This is a genomic window from Alteromonas sp. IB21, from assembly GCF_016405965.1.
GTDB lineage: Bacteria > Pseudomonadota > Gammaproteobacteria > Enterobacterales > Alteromonadaceae > Alteromonas.
In genome coordinates, this window is sequence record NZ_JAEFCD010000008.1 from 15,511 (window position 1) to 39,990 (window position 24,480).

The 24,480-nt window shown below is 44.8% G+C and carries 21 protein-coding genes; 12 read left to right on the plus strand and 9 right to left on the minus strand.

Annotated elements, in window-relative coordinates; translation table 11 throughout:
• Positions 1–41 precede the first annotated feature (41 nt).
• Positions 42–623, minus strand: coding sequence for an SRPBCC family protein (locus JC525_RS07250; protein ID WP_442859528.1), 582 nt, complete (start codon positions 621–623; stop codon positions 42–44).
• A gap of 483 nt (positions 624–1,106) precedes the next feature.
• Between JC525_RS07250 and glgC the strand changes: the two genes are divergently transcribed.
• Positions 1,107–2,393, plus strand: a complete 1,287-nt coding sequence (gene glgC / locus JC525_RS07255) for a glucose-1-phosphate adenylyltransferase (RefSeq protein ID WP_198815220.1) — start codon at positions 1,107–1,109, stop codon at positions 2,391–2,393.
• 50 nt (positions 2,394–2,443) lie between these two features.
• On the opposite strand, the gene JC525_RS07260 is transcribed toward glgC, so the two are convergent.
• Both JC525_RS07260 and JC525_RS07265 read right to left on the minus strand, forming a co-directional pair.
• A complete protein-coding gene (locus JC525_RS07260; RefSeq protein ID WP_198815221.1) occupies positions 2,444–3,247 on the minus strand; it encodes an alpha/beta fold hydrolase in 804 nt (267 codons plus the stop codon).
• Positions 3,248–3,318: 71 nt separating this feature from the next.
• On the minus strand, positions 3,319–4,641 hold the full coding sequence (locus JC525_RS07265) for a spinster family MFS transporter (RefSeq protein WP_198815222.1): 1,323 nt from the start codon (positions 4,639–4,641) through the stop codon (positions 3,319–3,321).
• 170 nt (positions 4,642–4,811) lie between these two features.
• Between JC525_RS07265 and JC525_RS07270 the strand changes: the two genes are divergently transcribed.
• Positions 4,812–5,627: an acyl-CoA thioesterase gene (locus JC525_RS07270; protein ID WP_198815223.1), complete on the plus strand. Its 816-nt coding sequence runs from the start codon at positions 4,812–4,814 to the stop codon at positions 5,625–5,627.
• A gap of 39 nt (positions 5,628–5,666) precedes the next feature.
• Here the strand turns inward: JC525_RS07270 and JC525_RS07275 are convergent, their stop codons facing one another.
• The gene (locus tag JC525_RS07275) at positions 5,667–6,512 is read right to left on the minus strand and encodes an HDOD domain-containing protein (protein ID WP_198815224.1); all 846 of its coding nucleotides are present in this window, start codon (positions 6,510–6,512) and stop codon (positions 5,667–5,669) included.
• 474 nt (positions 6,513–6,986) lie between these two features.
• Here JC525_RS07275 and JC525_RS07280 point away from each other — a divergent pair, with 474 nt between their 5' ends.
• The gene (locus JC525_RS07280; RefSeq protein WP_198815225.1) at positions 6,987–8,258 is read left to right on the plus strand and encodes a glycosyltransferase; all 1,272 of its coding nucleotides are present in this window, start codon (positions 6,987–6,989) and stop codon (positions 8,256–8,258) included.
• A gap of 19 nt (positions 8,259–8,277) precedes the next feature.
• Here JC525_RS07280 and JC525_RS07285 read toward each other — a convergent pair whose 3' ends face one another.
• Complete coding sequence (locus tag JC525_RS07285; protein WP_198815226.1) at positions 8,278–8,670, minus strand: SufE family protein; 393 nt, start codon at positions 8,668–8,670, stop codon at positions 8,278–8,280.
• An 11-nt stretch (positions 8,671–8,681) separates the two neighbouring features.
• Positions 8,682–9,077, minus strand: coding sequence for a DUF2750 domain-containing protein (locus tag JC525_RS07290; RefSeq protein WP_198815227.1), 396 nt, complete (start codon positions 9,075–9,077; stop codon positions 8,682–8,684).
• A gap of 234 nt (positions 9,078–9,311) precedes the next feature.
• Between JC525_RS07290 and JC525_RS07295 the strand changes: the two genes are divergently transcribed.
• The 5 genes from JC525_RS07295 (at position 9,312) to JC525_RS07315 (ending at position 14,409) form a co-directional block, all read left to right on the plus strand.
• Positions 9,312–10,031 (plus strand): hypothetical protein, encoded by a 720-nt coding sequence (locus JC525_RS07295; RefSeq protein WP_198815228.1) that lies wholly within the window; start codon positions 9,312–9,314, stop codon positions 10,029–10,031.
• Between the two features lie 173 nt (positions 10,032–10,204).
• Positions 10,205–11,014 (plus strand): exodeoxyribonuclease III, encoded by an 810-nt coding sequence (gene xthA, locus JC525_RS07300; RefSeq protein ID WP_198815229.1) that lies wholly within the window; start codon positions 10,205–10,207, stop codon positions 11,012–11,014.
• 41 nt (positions 11,015–11,055) lie between these two features.
• Positions 11,056–11,697 carry an energy-coupling factor ABC transporter permease gene (locus JC525_RS07305; protein WP_198815230.1) on the plus strand — a complete coding sequence of 214 codons (642 nt, stop codon included), beginning with the start codon at positions 11,056–11,058 and terminating at the stop codon, positions 11,695–11,697.
• 91 nt (positions 11,698–11,788) lie between these two features.
• Positions 11,789–12,964, plus strand: coding sequence for an FIST signal transduction protein (locus tag JC525_RS07310; RefSeq protein WP_198815231.1), 1,176 nt, complete (start codon positions 11,789–11,791; stop codon positions 12,962–12,964).
• Positions 12,961–14,409, plus strand: a complete 1,449-nt coding sequence (locus JC525_RS07315) for a GAF domain-containing sensor histidine kinase (protein ID WP_198815232.1) — start codon at positions 12,961–12,963, stop codon at positions 14,407–14,409. The genes JC525_RS07310 and JC525_RS07315 overlap by 4 nt, the downstream gene beginning before the upstream one ends.
• A gap of 4 nt (positions 14,410–14,413) precedes the next feature.
• Here JC525_RS07315 and JC525_RS07320 read toward each other — a convergent pair whose 3' ends face one another.
• Both JC525_RS07320 and JC525_RS07325 read right to left on the minus strand, forming a co-directional pair.
• Positions 14,414–14,983 carry a phosphoribosyltransferase gene (locus JC525_RS07320; RefSeq protein WP_198815233.1) on the minus strand — a complete coding sequence of 190 codons (570 nt, stop codon included), beginning with the start codon at positions 14,981–14,983 and terminating at the stop codon, positions 14,414–14,416.
• A gap of 77 nt (positions 14,984–15,060) precedes the next feature.
• Positions 15,061–16,512, minus strand: coding sequence for an FtsX-like permease family protein (locus JC525_RS07325; RefSeq protein WP_198815234.1), 1,452 nt, complete (start codon positions 16,510–16,512; stop codon positions 15,061–15,063).
• A gap of 174 nt (positions 16,513–16,686) precedes the next feature.
• Here JC525_RS07325 and JC525_RS07330 point away from each other — a divergent pair, with 174 nt between their 5' ends.
• The 4 genes from JC525_RS07330 to JC525_RS07345 all read left to right on the plus strand — a co-directional run bounded on the left by JC525_RS07330 (position 16,687) and on the right by JC525_RS07345 (position 23,225).
• Complete coding sequence (locus tag JC525_RS07330; RefSeq protein ID WP_198815235.1) at positions 16,687–17,286, plus strand: PilZ domain-containing protein; 600 nt, start codon at positions 16,687–16,689, stop codon at positions 17,284–17,286.
• A gap of 61 nt (positions 17,287–17,347) precedes the next feature.
• On the plus strand, positions 17,348–20,845 hold the full coding sequence (gene mfd, locus JC525_RS07335) for a transcription-repair coupling factor (RefSeq protein WP_198815236.1): 3,498 nt from the start codon (positions 17,348–17,350) through the stop codon (positions 20,843–20,845).
• A gap of 1 nt (position 20,846) precedes the next feature.
• Positions 20,847–22,568: a CsiV family protein gene (locus JC525_RS07340; RefSeq protein ID WP_198815237.1), complete on the plus strand. Its 1,722-nt coding sequence runs from the start codon at positions 20,847–20,849 to the stop codon at positions 22,566–22,568.
• Between the two features lie 141 nt (positions 22,569–22,709).
• Positions 22,710–23,225 carry a cob(I)yrinic acid a,c-diamide adenosyltransferase gene (locus JC525_RS07345; RefSeq protein ID WP_198815238.1) on the plus strand — a complete coding sequence of 172 codons (516 nt, stop codon included), beginning with the start codon at positions 22,710–22,712 and terminating at the stop codon, positions 23,223–23,225.
• A gap of 153 nt (positions 23,226–23,378) precedes the next feature.
• Here JC525_RS07345 and nagZ read toward each other — a convergent pair whose 3' ends face one another.
• The gene (gene nagZ / locus JC525_RS07350; RefSeq protein WP_198815329.1) at positions 23,379–24,389 is read right to left on the minus strand and encodes a beta-N-acetylhexosaminidase; all 1,011 of its coding nucleotides are present in this window, start codon (positions 24,387–24,389) and stop codon (positions 23,379–23,381) included.
• Between the last annotated feature and the right edge of the window lie 91 nt (positions 24,390–24,480).

The following is a 24,480-nucleotide window of genomic DNA, read 5'->3' on the forward strand; positions in this document are numbered from 1 at the left end:
ACTACGTCACGTTCTTTTAAGATCAGATCGTGTTGCTTATCTCAGCTCTTTTCTGCAAGAATTTTCAGGTTCTCTAAACCCATCTCGAAGTCTGGTCCTATCATGCTATCAATCATAAGAGCAACGTAACGATTAATCGGATTATTGTCTACTGTCCCTTCATCCCGCCAAGTAACGATTGAACCGTTTGCGGTAGGCTTAATTTCTACTGCGCCATTTGAGCCCCTATCAAAATCTGGAAAATAAATACGATAAAGAACCCTTTTGTTATGCTCCAACTGGGTTATCTCAATTTCACCATTACCCTCAGTTTCACTTTTCCACTCAGATCGCATGCCTATAGCCCTATCAGGCCCAAAAAAATCGAGTTCCATATCTGGGTCTCGTTTGAACCATACCCCCCACTTGCTCCATTCTTTTAAATCAACAACATAGGGGTAAATTTCGGATGGCTGTGCATTAATAACAATCGTTCTTTCAACGCTGTAGTCTTTCGAAATAAAGAAGCTTGTGATTACGAAAAGTGTAATCAGCACGCCCACTACCACTAAAAGTTTTTTCAATACACTCATCTGAGAATCCCAATCCAAGTTAGCCATCCAAATATAACATTTGATTAACATTTGTCACCTAAAGATTAAGCTCCTTGGAACACATGAAATCCTTATATCTATCGCAAGACACCCAACCTCGACAAATAGAAGGTTGGGTGTCTTGCTAACTCCTTACTAGCAACTTCCTATCGTAGGTGTCTCGGCAAGTGGCTGGTAATCGCTCAATTTACAAAAGCTTCGATTGGGTGTCTCGCTACACTTTTTTACTTGCCCCCTAACTACAAAATTGGCTTCGACAAGCGTTAAAATGGGTGTCTTCGTACAGGGACTCATACAACAACAAACAAAATTTTAAATAATTTTACTATTTCATCACAAAGACTATTAATCACACTGTCATTCTAAAATATCTTGTGTAATATGGAGTTATGTTATCAAAACGTACCTCGAATTAGAGGTTCAATGTATAGCGCTATCAATCGCAACACTTCGCTTTCTTTTTATATTTCTATCGATATTCAACTATCGCTTTTTGACAGGAGTTTATAGGAAATGGCAGATCAGAGTTCACGTTACATCAGTAACTTAACACGCGATACCTATGCGCTTATCCTCGCAGGAGGTAAAGGGTCAAGGTTGCACGAGCTCACCACGTGGCGTGCCAAGCCAGCACTTTACTTTGGTGGTAAATTTAGAATTATCGACTTCCCTCTTTCGAATTGTGTTAATTCAGGCATCAGGCGAATAGGTGTTGTCACACAATACAAGTCCCACTCTCTCATCCGACATTTAGTCAGAGGCTGGGGCCACTTCAAGAAAGAGCTTGGTGAATCCGTTGAAATTTTACCCGCTTCTCAGCGTTTTTCCGACAACTGGTACGAAGGTACTGCCGACGCTGTTTTTCAGAATATCGATATAATCCGAGATGAGCTTCCTAAATATGTGATGATCCTTTCCGGCGACCATATCTATCGAATGGATTATGGCGATATGCTTGCAAAGCACAAGGAATCTGGTGCCAAAATGACCGTTTCCTGTATGTCAGTCCCCGTGGAAGAAGCGGCGGGCGCTTTTGGCGTAATGTCAGTAGACGAAAATTATCGCATTATCGGATTCGAAGAGAAGCCTGCCAATCCCACCCCTCTTCCCAATGACCCGTCTCGATGCTTGGCCTCAATGGGTAATTACGTCTTTGATACCGAATTTCTCTTCGAGCAACTACGTGTAGATTCAGAGAATATGGGCTCTCAACGGGATTTTGGTAAAGATATCATTCCATCTATAATTGCTGATCATCCCGTATACGCTTTTCCCTTCGAACAGAGTGGTAGCGACAACGCCTATTGGCGAGACGTGGGTACAATAGATTCTTTCTGGGAAGCGAATATGGAAATGGTCGCCCCGGTTCCGCAACTTAATTTGTACGATAGAAAATGGCCAATTTGGACTTATCAAGAGCAACTGCCTCCAGCGAAGTTTGTATGGGAAGACCACGATAGACGGGGTGAAGCAATTAACTCTGTGGTTTCAGGTGGCTGCATAATTTCCGGTTCCACACTGCGCTCGTCTATCTGTTTTTCTAATGTGCGCGTGCACTCTTACGGTCTCATCGAGGACGCAGTAATCCTTCCCGACGTTGAAATTAAACGTCACTGCAAGTTGAAGAAAGTAGTAATCGACCGCGGTTGCGTTATTCCAGAAGGCACTACCATTGGCTACGACAACGAACAAGACAGAGCTCGTGGTTTCCGTGTATCAGAAAAAGGCGTGGTTCTTGTTACAAGAGAAATGCTTGGACAACCCGTTGGTGGCCTAAGCCCCACTAAAAAGTCTGATTAAAAAGCCTTAGCCTTGATTTTGGCGCATTAGCGCCAAAATTAAGTTATAAACTAGCAATTCCATTTCGTTAGCGTATCTTTGATAAAAGCGGCAACCCTCTCTGGGTGCTCCAAAGGAAACATATGCCCGCCATCTAGAACAACGTGTTCTATATCATTGTGCTTTATCAATCGAGAAACCATTTCTGGCTTGCATACCCTACTCTTGCTTCCGGTAGCTAAAATAGCCGGGCACTTCAACTTCCTTTTATACTTTCCAAGATCATGCGGTATATTTTGAAACAGCGCAGCCTCAACGTCAGCGCGAAAGGTCAGTGATATGGCGTCACCTTTTACTGCGGTAACCGACTTAACATAGTCCCTTACACACCGCCTATCCATGTCTTTAAATAGGGCTTTACTGTGAAAATACGACTCCATATCAGTGCTTTTTGGCCACCGCGTTTTGCGTGTTTGTGCAAGCTTGGCAGGCGTCAACTTATTGATAAGCGGTGTATGCTTTGCAACTCTAAAGAAGTAACTTAGCGGGCCAACCACCAAAGGTGGGTCAAACAAGATTATCCCTCTAAATAACTCTGGTGCTTCGCAAGCCGCCATGTAAGTAATGACGGCGCCGAATGAGTGTCCTACCCCAAATACACCACGAGGGTCTTTGTTTTCTTTTTTTACGTGCTTAATGAGCTCTTGAACTTGGTTTCGCCAATTGCCGTTAACTGGCAGCGTGGGATCATGACCAAAACGCTCAACGTGCAACCGATTAAAGTTATCCGGCAGTGCGGAAAACATCGCATTATAACTTCCTGCGGGAAATCCGTTTGCATGGGCAAAGTGGAAACTTAATTCTGTTGAAGACACCAAAGACTCCCTCAAATGTAGAACAAATAAGGGGCTTTAAATCAGCCCCTTAGGAGAAAGTAATGATACTACTACAAGCCCCTAGCTTCTGCCATTTCCCAATCTTTTACTATTTTAGTGCTTGTCCATAGAAACACGGCAATAGAAATGGCATAGGGTATCACTAAATAGATAAGTGCCTGTCTAAGCGCTTCTGTTTCGCCCAAAGAAGGCACTAAAGCTTGGCTAATGATACCTGTTAATGTAGGTCCGCCGCCCAATGCAATTATGTTCAGCACAAAGAAAAAGAGTGCAGTAGACATCGCCCTTACATTTAGTGGTGCAAGGGTTTGCGCCATAGCGAAACTAGGGCCTAAATAAGAACCACTGGTGAATAAAAGTAGCGCCATTAGTGCAACTGACATCCATAAATCTTGCACCTGAAGCGATATATAAAATGCCGGAACGCCAATTATCAAGGCTATAGCAGGAAGCAGCGCATACGCTTTTTTGTTGTGCTTACCCCAGCGGTCTGCAATGTAGCCACCTAACCATACACCAAGGGCATAAGCGGTGCCGTTGATGATACCAAACACGATAAGCAACTGCGTAATATCCAACCCTGCGAAGGCGCGAACGTAATAATCGATGACCCACGTGGAAATGGCATAATTTCCAAAAGAGCCAAATGAAATGCCCAGTGCCATTCCCCACCAAGTAGGTATTCTAAGCAAGGTTTTTAACGACGACTTCACGCTTGGTTTATTGGCCGCATCTCCACCAGGGGCAGATGCTGTTCTAGAAGGCTCCTTTACCGTAAATTTTAGTAATATTGCAAGAATGACCCCAGGTATACCGACACTGTACATGACGGTACGCCAGTCAGCTGAGCCACCTTGCAAAAAGAAGGCAGAGGCAAAAAATGCCAACATAACGCCAAACGGTATACCTAACGAGTAGATAGCGAGTGCACCGGCCCTTTTTTCTTTAGGAAATAGGTCTGAAATGATGCTGTGCGACGGTGGACTCCCTCCCGCCTCTCCAATACCTACACCAATTCGTGCGATGGCAAGCTGCATATAGTTAGCTGCCAAGCCCGAAGCTGCGGTAAACCCGCTCCACAGCGTAAGCGAAATTGCAATAATGTTAACGCGGCTATAACGGTCAGCAAGCCACGCAATGGGGATACCCATTACCGTATAGAGAAGAGCAAAATAGATGCCCTTTAGCCACCCCAACTGGGCATCATCCAAACCTAAGTCTGCTTTAATGAACGGGGAAAGGATGCCAATAATCTGTCTATCGATAAAGTTAAACGCGTAGACCAGGGTCAATATGAATAAAACGTAGTTCCGGTAACTTCTAGATACCCCAGCTTCTGCAGCAGGAACACCTTCAACATGAGTATGGGCCATAACAGTCCTTTTAAGTGACGATATGTCCAGTCTACGCATCAGGTAAAAAAATAGACAACTAATTGTTACTTATTTGTAAACATAACGAAAATTACTAAGTCAGGCTTTCCGTCAGACAGCGCTTAGGGTACGATTATATCTATACAACTCATCAGACCAGACAAGTAAGCATGACAGTAGACGAATTGCTCAATATTCCCCAATTATCACAGACATCAGACAATACATGGCGCGTCGATGGTCTCATTATTCCGAAAACATGGGGGCAAGGCCGCACCGCATTTGGCGGTATTTCTGCGGGTATGCTTTATACAGCGGTAAAGCAGCAAGTCACTGATAATCGAGTATTGCGCTCTTTCACCACTAATTTTGTTGGGCCCTTGTCGTTAGAAACACCCTTTTCTATAGAAGTCACTTTGCTTAGAACGGGTAAAAACGTTTCTCAATTCACCGCTCACGCGATGCAAGAAGGTAAAAGCTGTGTTTTTTCTCAGGCGTGTTTTGGTGTGGCCAGGGAATCTGGCATTCGCGTCGAAAATACCGAGAAACATGACTTACCTCTTCCCACTAAAGCTAAATTTATTCCACAAATTCCAAAGATTACACCTAAATTTTTGCGTTACTTCGATTTAGCCATTGAGGATGGCGGCATTCCTTTCACTCGCAGGAAGACCAGCCACTACGATGGATTTATGCGTTTTAAACACGCTCCAGAAGCCATTACTGATGCCCACATTATCACCATGATTGACGCGTGGCCGCCGACCCTTCTGCAGATGATGAAGTTACCTGCGCCAGCCAGCACGGTAAGTTGGAATTTAGAATTTATTCATCCTCACAAACCTGTAAGCCCGACGGACTGGTTTGGCTATAAGGCGCGAACTCGACAGGCGGCTGACGGATATGGACACACTGAGGCGACGATTTGGGACAAGGACAACGAAGTCATTGCCATAAGCAGACAGACCGTAGCTGTATTCGATTAACAGCTACGCACTTCCTTGAAGCGCAAGGTGCGCTTCAAGTTAATACAACATAAACGCGTTAGGATTAAACAAAGATATAACTGAAATACACTGTAAATTAGTAATATCTAATGCGTCTTCTAAATCTTCTCGGTTTAATGACAGCGCTTCATGCTGTTCAGGCTTCAGATTGTGATAGCTTGGATAAATCTCAGGGTTAACGTTATCGAGCGCTAAGACGTAAGAAAGCTGTAAGATCTTATCTTCAATCCCCGTCGCGTTCTCTTCACCCTTATGAATGTTAGCAATAGGCGTATGTATAGAGCTAGGAATGCCCCACTTCTCTATGAGCTTTGCAGACAGCTCAGCATAAGTAAAACCAAGAACACCGAACTGCAGTTCAGCTGGACTCACACGAGTGTTAAAGGCCTGACATCGTGTTGCTGACTCCGGTAGTAACGAAACCGTTACCAACTCGCCAATGTTATGCAGCAAACCAGCGACAAAAAGCCGTTCGGGCTCGCGAATATTGCGCATATCTGCAAAATATTTAGCTAAGAGACCGCACGACACACTCTGTTCCCAGAATTTGTCTAAATCAATTAACTGACCGTCGATATCGCTAAACGCCTGACTTACGCCATAGGCAAGCGCAAGGTCATAAGTGGAGCGCGTGCCCACAACTTGAATCGCTCGCGACACAGTATCTATTTTATTTGGAAATCGATATAACGCAGAGTTTGCAACCCGTAACAATTGGGTCGCTAGCGAAGGGTCGAAAGCGATAATATCGCCGATATCATCAATACTTGAAGCTTCGTCGTCCATACAAGCTTTAAGTCGGGTAACCGAGTCTGGTAAAACGAAGAGATTTTCCGCTTTCGAAACTAGTTCTTCTAAATTCATTCGTGCACTCTCATTAATGCCGCCGTTGTCAATGTAGCGTTCAAGGCACCTCCATTCGCCTTCTCATTTGTAGGTATAGGCTTAAAAAACGGGTTGGTCAACAACAACTCTCTAGTAAAAAAGTATGATTTCTATAGATATCATAACGTTACTAAAACTCTATATTATTCGTAATGTGAGTATCTTTAACGCTTTGTCTCGAACTGTAAGCAAAGTTCTACCCGATTAGGCGTCGCCATCGACCGATATCAACACTATTTCTTTAAGTACCGTATTATAACTTGTCGTTCTAAATTCCATACCCATAATTGTAAAACAAAGAAAAACTTAGGGTAATTACCTAAAAGAATTAGATTTTCTAGGGCGTGTAGTCTTGTTCACTATCCCTGTTAGAATAGAAAATTGTGCTAGCATGTGCACAATCGCAGCTATGTCGCTTCGACATTAATTCTAATAAAGTTAAAAATCACTATCATGTTAAATGTTGTAATTATTGGCTACGTGTGGCCTGAGCCAAATTCATCGGCAGCGGGCCAGAATATGCAATCGATTATTACCCGCTGTGTGGCCAATAAATTCAATGTGTCATTCCTAACTGCTGCATCTGAAAGTGAGCATAAATCAGACTTAGCGACGTTTGGTGTAGATTCCTATCCAATTGCACTAAATTGCACTTCATTCAACGTGTTAATTGAGAAATTAAAGCCTGATGTTGTTATTTTCGACCGATATATGACGGAAGAACAGTTTTCTTGGCGGGTGAAAGAAAGCTGTCCCGATGCGGTACGTATTTTAAATACCGAAGATTTACATAGCCTTCGCCAGGCAAGGCATAACGCCGTTAAACAAAGCGGCGATGCTAAAGATGCAGAGTTAAATAGCGAACTCGCGCAAAGAGAAATAGCAGCCATACTACGAAGTGATCTTACACTGATTATTTCTGAGCCGGAAATGGCACTTCTTACGGAATATTATGGTGTGCCAAAGACACAGCTTCATTACCATCCTCTGGTTATAGGGGAATCGCCATCATATTCAGCGCCCTTTGAAGCGCGATCGCATTTTGTCCATATCGGAAATTTCCGCCATGCACCAAACTGGGACGCAGTTCTGCAACTTAAACAGAATATCTGGCCCGCCATTAAAAAAGCACTTCCCCATGCAGAGCTTCACATTTACGGAGCCTATCCCCCTAAAAAGGCGACTCAGCTTCACAATGATAAACAAGGTTTCTTAGTAAAAGGTTGGGCAGAAGATGTTACGTCTTTAATGGCTGGCGCAAAACTCTTGATTGCCCCCTTGCGCTTTGGCGCAGGCATCAAAGGCAAATTACTCGACGCAATGCGTTGCTCCACGCCATCGATTACTACTTGGGTAGGTGCAGAAGGAATTATCCCTTCAGGCAAAAGTGAGGATGATAAAGGCAGACAGCAGCCTGATGTATGGCCAGGCGCGCTGTGTAGTACCGATATCTCAAAACCAGAGGTTATTGAGGATTACGTTAATCAAGCTGTGTCGCTTTACACCAACAAGGACATCTGGGAATCAGCAAGCCTTCAAGCAAAGAGAGTGCTCGACATGTTTAGCGCTAAGCAGCCCGATATGTTATTAACAGATAAAATAATAAGCTTGAAAAACGATATCGAGGCACACAGAAAATCCTTGTTTATGCAAAGTCTACTATGGCATCAGACATTAAGCGCCAGTAAGTACATGAGTCAGTGGATAGAAGCGAAGAACAGATAAGGAAGTATAAGCTTATTCACTACAGGGCTTTCAGTTTAGCTATTACCGACTTTATTCCATTTCCACGAGATTGGCTTAAGTAACGCTCTAACTGACAGCGAGATAAATACTGTTCATAATCAAAATTTCTGCGCTGCTGCTTGGTCAAAGCATTCGCTTTTTCCAGTAACACCGCAAGCACACCGCGAATTACCTTACTTGGAGAGTAAGCCATAACGCTTACTTCGGTTTGAGAAAAAGCAATCCATACTGGGCTTTCACATCCTTCAACCGCATTTTTTTCGTTTCTCGCATCTTCTGGCAATGGCGCTAGCGCTTTACCCGATAACATCAGTGTTCGAGTGAAGTCATCCCAGCCCTTCGCATCAGCGAGCGATTGTGCAAGAGGTAATAGCGTATCTACAGAAGTCATAAAAAACCGAATTAATCGACGTTTAATTCCGCGGCCAGGTCTTCAGCGGTCATCACCAAATTTTCAACATCGCTTGTGGTTGGAAACATAACAAGCTCAACACCATTTTTCTCCAAACCGGGTAGCCATGTTTGCTTAAACTCGTCCAGAGCGATATTGACACATTGACCGACTATGTCGTTCATACTCACAAACTTCTGCGTCAAATCCTTATGTGGAAAAACGGGTAATTGCACGTTTCCCCCCCCTTCGAACATCACAAATCCCTCGGTGCCTTGCACCAGCCAGATTTCATTCGTCTTAGCGATATAACTCACCACTAGCTCTTGTCGTTCTTCAGCACTTAGCTTCAACGCTTGTTCGATGACAGCATCACTTAACTTGTCTGCAATGGTTTCTGGAAACACGTGTTTTTACCTATCTTTAAATTTGCCGCAAGTATACCCGCACCATGATTAGGTGCAATGCAATAAACGCGAAAAAATCCCGCACGCTCTACCCTTTGTAAAGACACCCATGATAAAGTCATTGAACAACGTTTTACAAAGACACCCACGATTACCATGTAAGAAAGACATACAAAGTAACGTTACATAAAATCAATGACACAACTGCCAATACAACGCGAAGAACAGTAAGCCATGCGAAATCTTTTCCCTGCTCTTAAGCAAGACACCCAAGCAAGCCATACTGCTTTAGAAAATACGTTCCCCTTTTCGATTTATCACCACAAACACCGGTTTAATAAGACAGCGTATTGCGCGGTACTTTCAATTATGAAGGAATTTCATCAAACGTCCGCTGATGTAATAAAGCAAGCAAGAGATACAGATGTAACGCTAGCTCAAATAGTCACGATGATTGACAGCAAGACGGTGTTGACGGCTATTAGCGAAGATATCCATACGCTAGAAGCAAAAAGCCAACTATTAAGTGAAACACATGACGCGCTTTACATAGACACCCACCCGCTTTACATAGACACCCATGCCAATTACAAAGACACCCACGTTAATTCAAGTTTTTCACCTACCTTTAATTCGCCAACAACCTCTGCGATAGCTGCCATCTACGTTTGGCTCGGCTCATCCATGGGGGCAAATATCATTGCAAGAAGATTAAACGAAATGGAGCAAGCTATTCCTACTCATTACTATCAAGCCATGTCCGAATGTGCGAAATCGTGGGTGTCTTTCAAACAAAATGTCGATGCATTCCTGCCAGAACTGGCTCTCAATAATGAAAACGTTGTGGATGATATCGTGCAGGATGCTAACGCTTGGTTCGAATACTTAATTAATTTAGGCGTGCAGTTTCAAGCAAAGCCTTCTTCAAACAATGTTAGAGTTGATCCGCTTTAGCGGATACCTCTACCTAACAAGCTTTGCTTTTTAAACCCCTCTCTGACGAAAGCTATAAATAAACTTAATCTATACAATCTGCTGGATACATTAAGATATGAGTGTCTGGGCATTAAGGACTTCCTGGCTTTCTGGTAAACTCACATCAACTTGAAACAACCGACAAACGAAACATGAAAGTAATTTCTTTTAACATAAACGGTATCCGCGCGCGACTGCACCAGCTTCAAGCACTTATAGATGCCCATCAACCAGATGTCATCGGCTTACAAGAGATTAAGGTTCATAACGAACAATTCCCGGTAGATGCCGTTGAAGCGATGGGCTACAAGGTTTATTTTCACGGGCAGAAAAGCCATTACGGCGTTGCGTTTTTGGTAAAGAAAACACCAATTTCTGTGTCAATGGGTTTTCCTACTGACGACGATGAGGCTCAACGTCGCATGATCATCCTAAAAACCACGGATGATGCGGGAGACCCCGTTACCATACTGAATGGCTATTTCCCTCAGGGCGAAAACGAAAAACACGAGACGAAATACCCCGCAAAGCGTAAGTTTTATAAAGACTTAATGACTTATTTAAACGATAACCACACGCCCGATGAAAAAATTATTGTTATGGGCGACGTCAACATTTCTCATACCGACCTAGATATTGGTATTGGCGAAGACAATCGCAAACGCTGGTTAAGAACAGGTAAATGTAGTTTCTTACCCGAAGAGCGTGAATGGCTGAATACGGTTATAAACTGGGGTTTTGAAGATAGTTTTCGCTCACTAAACCCAGAAACCAATGATCGGTTTTCTTGGTTTGACTATCGTTCAAAAGGGTTTGACGACAACCGAGGTCTTCGAATCGACCTAATTTTGGCTTCAAAACCCTTACATGCAAATCTCAGTGATGCTGGGATTGATTACGAACTCAGAGGCATTGAAAAGCCCTCTGATCACGCACCTATCTGGGCTGATTATAAAAACTAGGTGCCAGAAAAACGCGTGATAGCCACAGCCGAGGAGTAAATGTGAGTACACTACAAGTCTTAGCTTTTTTAGTTTATGGCGCTTTTTTGTTGGGCGCTTTTAAACAAATCGACTTCGCTCACTTTGTCAAAAATAAAGATCAGCAACATCTCATTTTTGGTACTGCAGCTTCTTTGTTTGTGCTGTGGCTTTTTAAAGCGGGTATTTACGAAGGCTTAGATGTGCATTTTCTGGGCCTGTCGGTACTTACGCTAATGCTAGGTTTTCGTAACGCAATTATTGCGTCTTTTATTGCGTTACTCGGTGCAAGCGCAATTGGGTACGGTGCTTGGGAGAATTTCGGTGTCAACGGGTTACTCGGTACTGTGCTTCCCATAGGTATCACATACCTCTTTTATATGTTGTCTTTCCATCGCATACCGCGGCAGCTGTTTGTTTATATATTCGTTTGCGCTTTCTTCCCCGCAGCACTTTCCATAGCGTTAAAAACCCTCGCCCTGGGCACTTTTTATTACGCAGAAGGGGTGTATTCTTGGGATATTGTCTTTGACAATTATATTTTGCTTGTGCCCCTTTTGGTTTTCCCTGAAGCATTACTTAATGGCATGGCGATAACCATATTGGTAATCTACCAACCGACCTGGGTTTACACCTTTCACGATAAATTCTATCTCGATAACTAGAGCGAGTTAATATAATCAATTCGACTAATAGTTAATAAAGCTTTTCTAATTTTCATCTATTCTTATCTTATTGAGGAGAAGGTAGGCAAATATGCAGATAGAAACGTTTGAAATTCAATGTGCTGACACAGCAGAGCTTGGAACCCACGTCTCTGCAATATTCGAAAAAAGAGAGCCATCATTAGTTATTGGTTATGGTAATTCCCAGCTCCCGTTTGCAGAAATACAAGCGTCGCTTACCCCATATCAATTTCCTTTTCTAGTATCTAGCTCTTGCCTAGGCTCCCTGCTTTGCGACAGTCAAACTGTAAAAGCTAACTGCGATCTTGCTTTTTTCTGCGTGTTTGACGATGAAGGCGCGTATGGCGTAGGCAGTGCCAGTCTAATTGAAGATAGCCCCTTTAAGGGGGGCGCTAACGCTCTGCTAAGTGCGCTTGAAAGCGCAGGCCGTCCTTACGAAAGTCCGGCTTTAATTTGGTGCGCCCTTCCCCCAGGAGAAGAAGAGAGAATTCTTGAAGGTTTCGCCAGCGTGGTAGGTGAAAATGTTCCCATTTTTGGCGGCTCAATGGCCGACAATACTGTACAAGGTAACTGGAATACCGTGACTTTAGACACTATGGGCCCACAAACCCTCGCAGTTGTCGCTATGTACCCATCTACCCCGTTAGGTCTAAGCTATAGTTCAGGTTATAAGCCCACGGATACTGAGTTTTGTGTATCTAAAGCTCATGGAAGACAGCTTATGGAACTCGACGGTATACCAGCCAGCTACGCATACAATAGCGCAACGAATAACCTCATTGAAAAACAAGTCAATGGAGGGCAGATTCTAGGGCTTACCTCTTCAGCCCCTCTAGGTCGTCCAGTTGCGTTAGAAAATGGGGCGATAAATTACCTTTTGTGCCACCCCGATTCGGTAAACGAGAACGGCGCACTTAATGTGTTCTCCGAGGTGAAAGAAAACGACAGTTTAGTGTTGATGGAGGGGAGTATCGCAAGCCTTACGTCTCGTGCTCAACGTGTTATCAATAATGCCATTATGTTATTGCCCGAAAACAGAAAGCCCGTGGGTGTGCTTATGATTTATTGTGCGGGCTGCCGACTCATGGTTGGAGATGAAATCAAACAGATGCTTTTTTCACTGCAAAAGGAGTTTGCCTCGCTACCAATATGTGGCCCTTTTACCTTCGGCGAGCAAGGTCGCTTTCTTGATGGCAAGAATAGACACGGTAATCTTATGATATCAGCCATAGTATTTTCTCAATGAACAGAGATTACGAAAATGTTTTAGAAGACCTAGCCCTTGTTTATCGACTTAAACAACAGGCTGAGGCGCACAAAAAAGAAACCGACGCCTTGCTTGAAGGGACTCATGCGTTGCTGACGGCCGAAAATGAACAAGACCTTTACGTGAAAATGTTTGAGGTATTTAAGGGGCTTTATAATTACGAAGTGTGCTTTGTGCTTGAAAACAGTGGGCCAAAGCGAATGAAATGTATTAATAGTACGCACAGTCCGCTGCTAAACACCATCTGGAACATAGACGACACCCTTTCTCGCGCGGTTAAGAGCACACCTATCGCATTATTTAACATTAGGCACCAGCCTACGTGGCAACAGCACCTCGACCTCTTCGACTCGCCCATTACTTCAGTACTTTACTGCCCGTTTAAAGTGCATCAACAGCAAGCCGTTATTGTATTTTGCCATCAGTCCTTGGGGTATTACACGCAAGAATATGTAGAGATGGCTAACCGCTATCGTACGTTTACAGAACAAATCGCTATGGGCATGCAGGCTAAGATGATGGCGCTGGAAACCGTCAGGCTTAAAGAAGAAAAAGCGCAGGTCGAAAAAAGCTTAATTTATTCTGAAAAAATGGCTTCACTCGGGCTTTTAGCTGCGGGCGTCGCCCATGAAATCAACAACCCCATAGCCTTTATTAACAGCAATATTCACTTTTTGAAAAATGTGATCCCCGCCTTGTTGAATATGCAAAACATTGTAGAAAAGCTCGCAAAAAGCGAAAACGAAGAAGAAAGAGCCAAGCTCAAAAGCGACGCTATTGCATGGCAAACGCAGCATAAATTGGCGTCTCTAGTGGACGAAATTAAAGATATTTGCGACGAATCAGAGGATGGATTAAATCGAGTGACGGATATCATAACGAGTTTGCGTTCGTTCTCCCACGATGCCGACATCCCTGATGACGAGACAATAGACGTTAATAACTGTGTTAACCACGCTCTGAGGCTAGTAAACAGCGAGCTTAAGCACAGGATCAAGATCCACCAAAAACTAGGCAACGTTTCACCAATTAAAGGAAAAACAGGTAAGTTAAATCAGGTACTTGTTAATCTGTTCGTCAATGCAGCGCAGGCCATGGAAGAAGGAGATTCGCTCACTATCACGTCGTTTAATGAAGCTAAAAGTCAAAGTGTTGTGATTACTGTTGAAGACACGGGATGTGGAATAGAAAAGCACGCGCTTCAAAAAATGTTTGAGCCCTTTTATACAACCAAACCCACCGGCAAAGGGACGGGGTTAGGGCTTTATATTTCATTTTCTATCGTAGAAGCCATGGGGGGAACCATTAGCGTGGAAAGCGAAGTTAACGTTGGCACTACCTTTACCCTTTCCTTCCCAGCCGTCATTGAACATAAAAAAACCGCACAAACGTGCGGTCCGAATACATTAGGCGAAAAATCTTAATTTTTTAAGGCTTTTTATCAAACAAAATATCCATAACATCAGAAAGTTCGCCTTTCCCTTCACGGATTTCTTCTTCCGTTAGCCCTGCGATTTCATGTGGAAACACAAGCCACTCGTCACTTTCGTTAACATAGTAATCCGGTACGATATCAGTGGTGTTGTTCTGGGGCTTATACCACGGACATGCAATACGTATATCTTTAGGCATGTTCAAGCGCATAAGCTTATTAATTTGCTTAATTAGCGCATCAACGCTGCGGCCAGAATCGAAAACATCGTCAACAATCAATAACTTGTCATCAGCGTTCGCGTTTTCAACCAAATAGTGCAAACCGTGAACACGGATTTCTTTTGATTGTTTGTTGATACCGTAATAAGACGATGTACGCACAGCAATGTGATCAGTAGACGTGTTCTTAAATTCAAAGAATTCTTGAACTGCGATCCCGATTGGAGCACCACCACGCCAAATACCGATAATAAAGTCAGGGCGGAAGCCATCTTCATACACCTTTGCCGCTAAGCGAAAGGAATCCTGTAGAAGCGATTGCGAGGTGATAAAATTCTTGTTCATGACGTCTCACTGGGCAAAATTTAAAAGACCGCGAGTATAGTGAATTTCGCACTAATTTGCACGGCTAATTCAAGGAATTATTCGTTTTGAAGCGCTTGTGAAGGCGCAATTTTCATCGCTTTTCGCGCTGGATATACACTGGCTATCACGCAAAGCAGCAAAGAAAGCAGAGTAATGCTAGCAATTTGTACTGCATCCATTTCTACAGGCAGTCCGCTTCCATCCGCAGCTAACGCCAAAGGCGAACCGATCAGATCCAAAAAGTTATTCAACTGTAAGGTGACGACAATGCCTAAGATTAATCCAATCCCCGCACCTTTTAACCCATTGAATAGCCCGTTGAGCACGAAGATCCACATAATAGTTGTTGGCACCATACCCTGGGTTTGAAGCACCGCAATATCTCCCTGCTTTTCGGTGACTACCATTACCAGCGCAGACACGATGTTAAACGCGGCCACTGCGATAATGAGTAAAAGCATGAGTGTCATCATGTTCTTTTCCATCTTAACCGCATCGAATAGTGGCCCCTGACGTTCACGCCAGGTTCTAACGTTGTTTGCAAAGACACCCATCGTATCGGTGAGATAATTGACAACCGACAAATAGTCAAATGCATCATTTAAAAAGAGGCGAAGTGACTGTCCGTTTCCTTTAGGGTCGCGCATTAAACGGTTCACATCGTGAAGGTTCATGTACATCACCTTATCGTCCATTTGCGACCCCATATCGAAGACACCCACCACAGTAACAAGTCGCTGACTGGGCATGCGACCAAAAGGCGTATAAACACTAGCCCCGGCCACCATGACACGTAATCTATCACCCACTCTCACATCCAATTTTATGGCAAGCGCACGACCAATTATTGCGGCAAAACTACCTTCCTTTAAGTCGTCAAATCGCCCTTGCTCCATATGGCTTGCAACCAAGGTATGCGCCAACATCACCCCAGGTTCCACACCGTGTACTTGCACACCTCTCAGTTCAGAGCGAGATTGCACAACGGCTTCTGCTTCTCTATAAGCCATGCTGGCTACAACACCATCGATGGGTGTCTTGCTAATTTCATCTAAAGTAACGTACTGCTGTTGAGGCACATTTTCGTTGGGTGTCTCGCTAAGACTTCCACTATTAAACGTGGGTGTCTCGCTAATTCTTGATGTTGCAGTGGGTGTCTCTGTAACTCCAGTCGAGTTGCTGACGGTTGAACTATTTTGCGTGGGTGTCTTTCCAACGTTGTTGTTATTTTGTGTGGGTGTCTTCGTAATTTCGATGGGTGTCTTGCTAAGGTCGATATTTGAAGTGGGTGTCTCTGTAATTTCGATATGGGGCACTATGCCTAAAATGCGTTGTTTCAACTGCCCTTCTAGGCCGTTCATTACCGAAACTACAATGATAAGGGCCATCAGGCCAAGTGCGATGCCGGCCACCGAGAAGCGATTTATAAAAGAGACAAAACTGGTTTGGCTTTGTTTGCTAGATTTGGCATAACGATAGGCAATGAATGCAGAAAGAGGATAAAACATAGCGCCTTGCTTTTCAGTAATACGGTAATCTGCCTCACGTTTGGCTATGCTTAACGAATGAAAAATTCAGATAAGTAGCCCAAAGGCGAGATGACGGGCTAAGCCCAAAATAGTAAAGTGGCTATACTACGTGTAAGCTACTGGCTGCACAAGAATTAGTGGCAGAGGAATGATGTGAGCGAACTAAGCCTAGAACAAAAACAAGCCCAATTCGATGAATACTTCTCAATAGCACATTGTATTAATGCAAACGTGCGTCCTTTAGATATTGATGAAACCGTACCCGATGAGGATGCACTGGAAGATTCGATGCCTTATGCCTTTCGTATTGCTAGCGAAATGGCGGCATTAGAGGCCCAGGCAATTCGACCGCTACGAAATCTTGGCGATCATGCGGAAACCTTAGCTGAATACCTAAATCATCAATCCAGAAAAATAGACCTGATGATGTCATTTGTCCTGCATCAACAAGATGAGCCAGAGCACCGCTTTAAAACGGTAAAATTAGGTGGTGGCGGTGTGATAATCGCATCCAAAGAGGCAATGGAAGTAGGTACCAAAGCTGAACTCAAGCTTTTCCTTGACGCCGAAGCCGCAGCTATTTTTTGTTATGGCGAAGTTATTACTTGCGAGCAGGTTGAAGATAGTTACCATATCGCTTTCATTTTTAATTCGATACGAGAGCAAGATCAGGAGCTTTTGGTTCGAGCAAGTTTGCACATTCAAACCCAACAGCTAAGAAAACGGTCGAAAGAAAGAAAAGCGGGATCCTAACAGGCCTTCGCATCAGTATATAAGCCGTAAAATCAAACTTGCATGTAAAAAACAGGACGTCATGACTGCCACTTTATTATCGCTACCATTACCTGCGCCTAAAAAAGAAGCCTCATCACAAGATCACAAACACTGGGGCCAACTTCAAGGCAGCAGTGCGGCGCTATGCATCAGCCAAGCACTTAGCCAATACAAAGGCCCAATTGTATTAATCACCGCCGACACGCCCTCGGCCATGAAGCTTGAAAAAGAAATTGCGTTTTTCCTAAGCGAAGATACAAAAAATACGCCTATTACACTTTTCCCCGACTGGGAAACGCTGCCTTATGATTCATTTTCTCCTCATCAGGATATTGTTTCACAGCGTCTTGAAACTCTGTTTCGTTTTACACAGCAAGTAGATGGGATTTTTATTGTTCCCGTTAATACCCTGATGCAGCGCCTTGCGCCTACTGATTATTTAGCAAAATACTTACTTATGCTAAATAAAGGCCAAACGTTAGACAGAGACCAGTTCAGACGAAACTTAGAGCAAGCAGGCTATTTGCACGTTAGTCAAGTAATGAGCCACAGCGAGTTCTCGGTGCGCGGCAGCATTATCGACTTGTTTCCGATGGGCAGCGACCAGCCGTTTCGTATCGATTTGTTCGACGATGAAATTGATTCTATTCGTTATTTCGATACCGAAACTCAGCGCTCTGGCGAAGCGGTTAACGAAATCCGCTTGTTACCCGCGCGCGAATTTCCAACAGACAAAGAAGGTATCACTCTTTTTCGTCAGCAGTTTCTACAAAAATTCGATGCTAACAACGCCTCTGAAAGCGTATTTTCGCAGGTGAGCAAAGGCACAATGCCAAGTGGTGTGGAGTATTACCTCCCCCTATTCTTTGAAAAAACGGCGACATTATTTGACTACCTCCACCCTAAAAGTTTGCTTTTACTTCACGGTGACGTACAAGACGCCAGCGAATTTTTCTGGGCCGATGTGCAAGAGCGCTACGAGCAATACCGTTACAATTTAGCGCGCCCGTTACTTGCGCCTGATGAATTGTTTCTGCCTATTAACGAATTATTCGGTGCTATTAAGCAGTGGCCTCGCGCTTCGCTATCAAGCCAAGTGCTAGAAGAAAAATCGGGCACGACCAACCTGCAGTGCGCAAAACTTGATGACATCGCAATAAACTCGCAGAAAAAAGTTCCTGCCGAGCAACTTATTAAAACCGTTAAACAAGCAACCGACAACGGGGCGAAAGTACTGTTTTGTGCCGAAACCCAAGGTCGTCGAGAAGGATTGCTTACGGTGCTGGCCAAAGCCGGCATAAAACCCAAAATTGTCGATAGTTTTAGTGACTTTATTGCAAGTCATGACAGTATTGGTATTACGGTTGGTATGGTTGATAACAGTTTTCGCTGGCAGACGCCTGAAGGTGAACTGCTGTTTATCACCGAAACCGAGTTACTCGGCCAGAAAGTAAGTCAGCGACGCCTTCGCGATAAGCGTTCCGCCACTGACGAAAGCGCTATTATCCGCAACTTAGCCGAACTTTCCATCGGTCAGCCTGTGGTACACCTCGACCACGGTGTTGGTCGCTATTTAGGGCTTCAAACCTTGGATGCGGGCGGCGTTACCACCGAATACTTGTGCATTGAATACGCTAAGCAATCAAAATTATACGTCCCCGTTGCGTCGCTACATCTGATCTCTCGCTATACAGGCGGCGATGCCGATAGCGCCCCTGTCAGCTCGTTAGGCTCTGATGCGTGGAGCAAAGCGAAACAAAAAGCAGCTGAAAAAGTGAGAGACGTGGCCGCAGAACTGCTAGATGTGTACGCCCGTCGCGCTGCAAAGCCTGGCTTTGCTTACAACATAAACTGGGATGACTACCAAGCCTTTTCAGACAGCTTTCCGTTTGAAGAAACGCCCGACCAGGCGCAAGCGATTGCTGCGGTTATGCACGACATGGGCAGTCCGTCAGCAATGGACCGTTTGGTATGCGGTGATGTTGGCTTCGGTAAAACCGAGGTTGCTATGCGAGCCGCCTTCCTAGCCGCAAATGCCGGCAAACAGGTAGCAATATTGGTACCCACCACCTTGCTTGCGCAGCAGCATTACGAGAACTTTAAAGATCGCTTCGCCGCCTGGCCTTTTGAAATTGAAGTGATGAGCCGCTTTGTAAGCGGTAAAGCGCAAAAGTCGGTGGTAGAGCGCATCGGTGAAGGTAAAGTCGACATCGTTGTAGGCACACACAAACTGCTTTCCAGCGATATAAAATACAAGGATTTAGGCCTTGTTATTATTGACGAAGAGCACCGATTTGGCGTACGTCAAAAAGAGAAACTTAAGTCCCTTCGCGCCGATGTAGATATTCTTACACTAACCGCCACGCCTATTCCACGTACGCTGAACATGGCGCTATCCGGCATGCGCGATCTATCGATTATCGCTACCGCACCGGCCCGTCGCCTTTCTATTAAAACCTTCGTGCAACAGCGCAACAAAGCGGTGATCCGCGAGGCAATAATGCGTGAAATTCTGCGCGGCGGTCAGGTTTACTTCCTTCATAACGAGGTAGACAGCATTGCGCGAACGGCCGAAGAAATTGCTGAAATTGTGCCCGAGGCCCGCATTGCTGTAGGTCACGGTCAAATGCGCGAGCGCGACTTAGAAGCGGTGATGAGCGATTTCTATCATCAGCGTTACAACGTATTGGTGTGTACGACCATTATTGAAACGGGTATTGACGTGCCTAGCGCTAACACCATTATCATGGATAGAGCCGACCATTTAGGTCTGGCGCAGCTTCACCAACTACGTGGTCGGGTTGGACGTTCTCACCACCAAGCCTACGCCTATTTGTTAACGCCGCATCCGAAGCGAATGACAAAAGATGCCGTTAAGCGCTTGGAAGCCATCTCCAAGCTAGAAGACTTAGGTGCAGGCTTTGCTCTTGCTACCCATGATTTAGAAATACGCGGCGCCGGCGAGCTGTTAGGTGACGATCAGTCCGGTCAGATAGCGAGCATTGGGTTTAGCTTGTATATGGACATGCTAGATAAAGCAGTTAACGCGCTGAAAGAAGGCAGAGAGCCATCGCTTGAAGACGCTACACCCGGGCACACCGAGGTCGAGTTGCGTATTCCGGCATTGCTACCGGAAGATTACATTGCTGATGTGAATACGCGCCTATCGCTATATAAGCGCCTAGCTAGCTGCACGTCGCAAGACGATATCGACGAGTTCCAAGTAGAGTGCATTGACCGCTTCGGCTTATTGCCAGAACCGGCTAAAAACTTAATTGAAGTGGCTGAAATTAAACTAAAAGCACAGGCATTGGGCATTCTAAAAGTAGACTTGTCGGCACAAGGCGGTACCATAGAGTTCAAAGAAACCACCAAGGTCAACCCTGGCTATATTATTAGCCTTGTACAAACCAAACCAAACACGTTTAAGTTTGAAGGTAGCCAAAAGCTTCGCTTGGTGAAGAAGACCGAAACAGCTAAAGAGCGCATCGCGTTTATTAGCGATATTATTGCCGATTTTGCAAAGGAGTCGCGATAACATGAAGTTATCCCGCTGGTGCCCGTTAGTCGTATCATTAAGCGCCGTTTTCTTAAATACTGTGTCAACCACGGCCCTTGCCAACGACGATTGGTGGTTTGATGTGGAAGTCATTGCATTTAAGCGTAACGTTGTGCTTTCTGAGTTGGAAGAACAATTTTCGCTTGCTGATAACTTATCAGCACCGCGAGCTCAGGCAGACCTCATCAGCGAGATTATCGCGCCAGATATTAGTTATTTAAAACAGGGCTTACCTATTTGTGGTGCAGACAACGCCGTAACGTGGCCAGATAACAGGTCATTGAATGTTCCATCGAGCGATGTGGATTTCTTATCGCTACCTGAATCAATGGACGGTACGCCATCTGAAACCGCAGCCGATAGGCGCACTAATGGTGAGGTATTAGCCAATGTAGTGGACGGTTTTGCTGATTCTCCCAACGATACTCTTTTGACTGAAGACGCTAAAACCGAAGCGTTTGCTGCTAACGCGTTCACCGTCGACGATGCTGATGACGGCATCTCCCCTGCCCCCGACGCCCAAACCATTGCAGGTTATTGGGCATCGTTTTTCGGCGTAAAGCAAACAACGCCGCTAAGCGTTCCCGCTTTCAAATACTGCGAAGAAGATAAACCTTGGCTTAGCGCTGAAGTTACTACTGCAATCGTTGCGTCGGCGGCTTCAAATATGGGTAAGAACGAAATTGCCGCTTTGCCTTCTGCTGCCAGCAGCACGCTGCAACCCGCTATAGTCTGGAAAATAAATAAACCTGACAACCGTATGCCTGCGCCGGTTAGCCTGCCTATCATCATTGAAGGCCACGACTGGCCGTTGGCATCAAAAGCGCACTTACTTACCAGTAACGAGCAAGCTTTGTCGTCTATTTCCCGCCAAATTCGCTCCAGTCGTGATTTAGAGCGTTTATTTCACGCCACCTGGCGTCAGCCTGTAATGTTTGGTAAAAACAAGGCGTTTGACGTGCGTGTTTACGGCGGTCAAAACTATGCACAGCAGTTTAATTTAGATGGTGAAATGCGAACGCTAACGCAAAACGCGTTATCACGCGAGGTATTAAACCAACCTTCAATGCAGTTAGCGCCCAATGAGGAAGCGCCTCGTTATAGCGAGACCGCTATCGGCGGTGAAAACCAAGCATTGATTATAAACAGCGAAGAAGAAATCGCTGGTACGAGGAGTGCTCAACGCTTAGCGAACGATGACACCCAGGCGCAACAACAAGGCAATTCAGAATTGGTCGCCGTTTCAGATATTTTCACAGACCTTGAAATGCGCCTTGCGAACCCATCTCCTATATCCTATGACGATTTTAAAGCACTGGACTCGCCATTAATCGTAGAGCAAGACGAAGACGGCGTAAGCGATGTCGCGTTCAGAACGCCCATTTGGGAAATAGACGGCACAATAAAAGTTTTTCTTAAATACATTAATCGGGTGCCTTATCTTCACGTAGACAGTGAGATGTATTATCGACAGCCTGTACCTTTGCACTATTTTAGTAACGAAGAAGCCAGCACTAATAACGTTAGCAACGAAAAAGGCAGCGCGGCTGATAACTCTGAGGGTCAAGCGTATAAACTGGTGTCGGTACCTCTTGTTGAACAACGTCGGATAATAAGCACCCAGCTGCATTATTTCGACCACCCATTATTTGGGTTTATTGTGCAGGTGAGACGTTACAATCGCCCGTCTGCAGAGGAATAGTTCTCTAAACGTGCCGATAACCTGATGTTACGGGTTAAATATGGGGTTGAGCAAAGCGTTTGAGTGCGGCTCTGCCCCCCTTGTTTCAAATTCAGGTTTCAAATTCAGGCTTCAAATTCAGGTTTTAAATCAAAGGGCTTTATGAAAATTTACACTCGCACTGGCGATAAAGGCAGTACGCAAATATACGCAGACAAGGCTGTTCGTGTAGACAAAGACGATTTAGTAGTGAAAAGCTATGGGGATATGGACGAGTTAAACAGTCAAATTGGCCTTTTAGCAGCGCATGTTGCTGAGCAGCACCAGCCGATGCTCCATGACATTCAGCGTAATCTTTTTCAGGCAGGGTTTGCCATCTCAGCTAGCTCCACATTGGCGCAGGCTGACATTGAAAACCTAGAAAACCTTATTGATAACATTACCGCTCAAATGCCGCCCAATACATCGTTTGTTTTACCAGGTGGTTGCAAGTCGGCGGCACAAGCTCATGTATGTCGAGCAGTTTGCCGTCGTGCTGAACGCTCTGTTATCAGCCTTTCAAAGCATTATGACGTGCCTGAGGTAGTTCACGCGTACCTAAACCGCCTGAGCGACTTTTTGTTTACCTTCGCACGCTTTTTGAATATTGAAGCCGATGTAGACGAAGTAGCGGTGTAAATCGCGATATTCGTTCTTACAAAATTCGTATCCAAGCGTTTATGAAAGCTTTTATGTAAACTTTTATGTAAGCTTTTATATAAAAATCCATTGGAATTAAAAGTAAAAGCACCGGTATAGCGGTGCTTTTTCACTACCTTCTTATTACCTGTTTTAACGCTCGCTGAGGCGCTTGATCAAATCTACTGCGCTTTCGTATTTATCTTGAAGCCCAGCAGGCAACACGCGTCCGTATAGAGCCATAACCCGCTCTTGCTTTAGCTCATCATCGCGACTGGGGCTAGCGTAGCGAGACTCAATGCCATCAAGAATGCTCTCAGCGCCTTTAGGGTTGTTGCATGCCAGCACCATGTCACAGCCAGCCTCAAGTGCAGCTTCAGCGCGCTCCAGGTAACTACCCGCCACACTGGCACCGTGCATGGATAAATCATCAGAAAAGATAGCGCCCTGAAAGCCAATATCGTCCTTAAGAATAGATTGCAGCCATGTTGATGAAAAACCAGCTGGCTTGCCGCACACCTGATTGTAAATCACGTGTGCTGGCATCACGCCTTCCAACATTTTGCGTTCAATTAAGCGTTGAAACACTACCATATCGGTAGTTCGAATCTCTTCAAAATCACGTTCGTCCACCGGCAGTGCAATATGGGAATCTGGCGCAACGCTACCATGACCCGGGAAGTGCTTGCCAATTGCAGGCATGTTTACCGCTTTAAGACCTTGAATTAAATGGGTAGCAAGACGAATAACGTCATTTGCGTTATCCGCAAACGCTCTATCACCGATAACCTGTGACACGCCGTTAATATCGAGCACAGGCGCAAAACTGAAATCAATATCGAGGGTTTTAAGTTCGTAAGCTAACGCAAGTCCGCAAGCTTTTGCATAGGCAGCGCTTTCATCTTGATGCTCAGACTGGCGTAAAATCTCTCCCATGGCCGGAATAGCGGTAAAGCCTTCACGAAAGCGCTGAACTCTTCCGCCTTCATGGTCAACAGCAATCAACACAGGTTTTTTCGCATAGCGCCTTATATCTTGAACAAGTGCCGATAACTGGCGCTTATCATGATAATTGCGGCTAAATAAAATGACACCGCCCACCACAGGGTGTGCCAGCTTTTCCTTTTCTTCAGGCAAGAGTTCTTCGGCCTGACAATCCAACATTAACGGGCCCACGTCACCACCTTTACATGTGTCATAAAACATCACTTTAATTTTTCGGGTTCTGTGGTTAGGATAGAGAAAAACTAGGAGT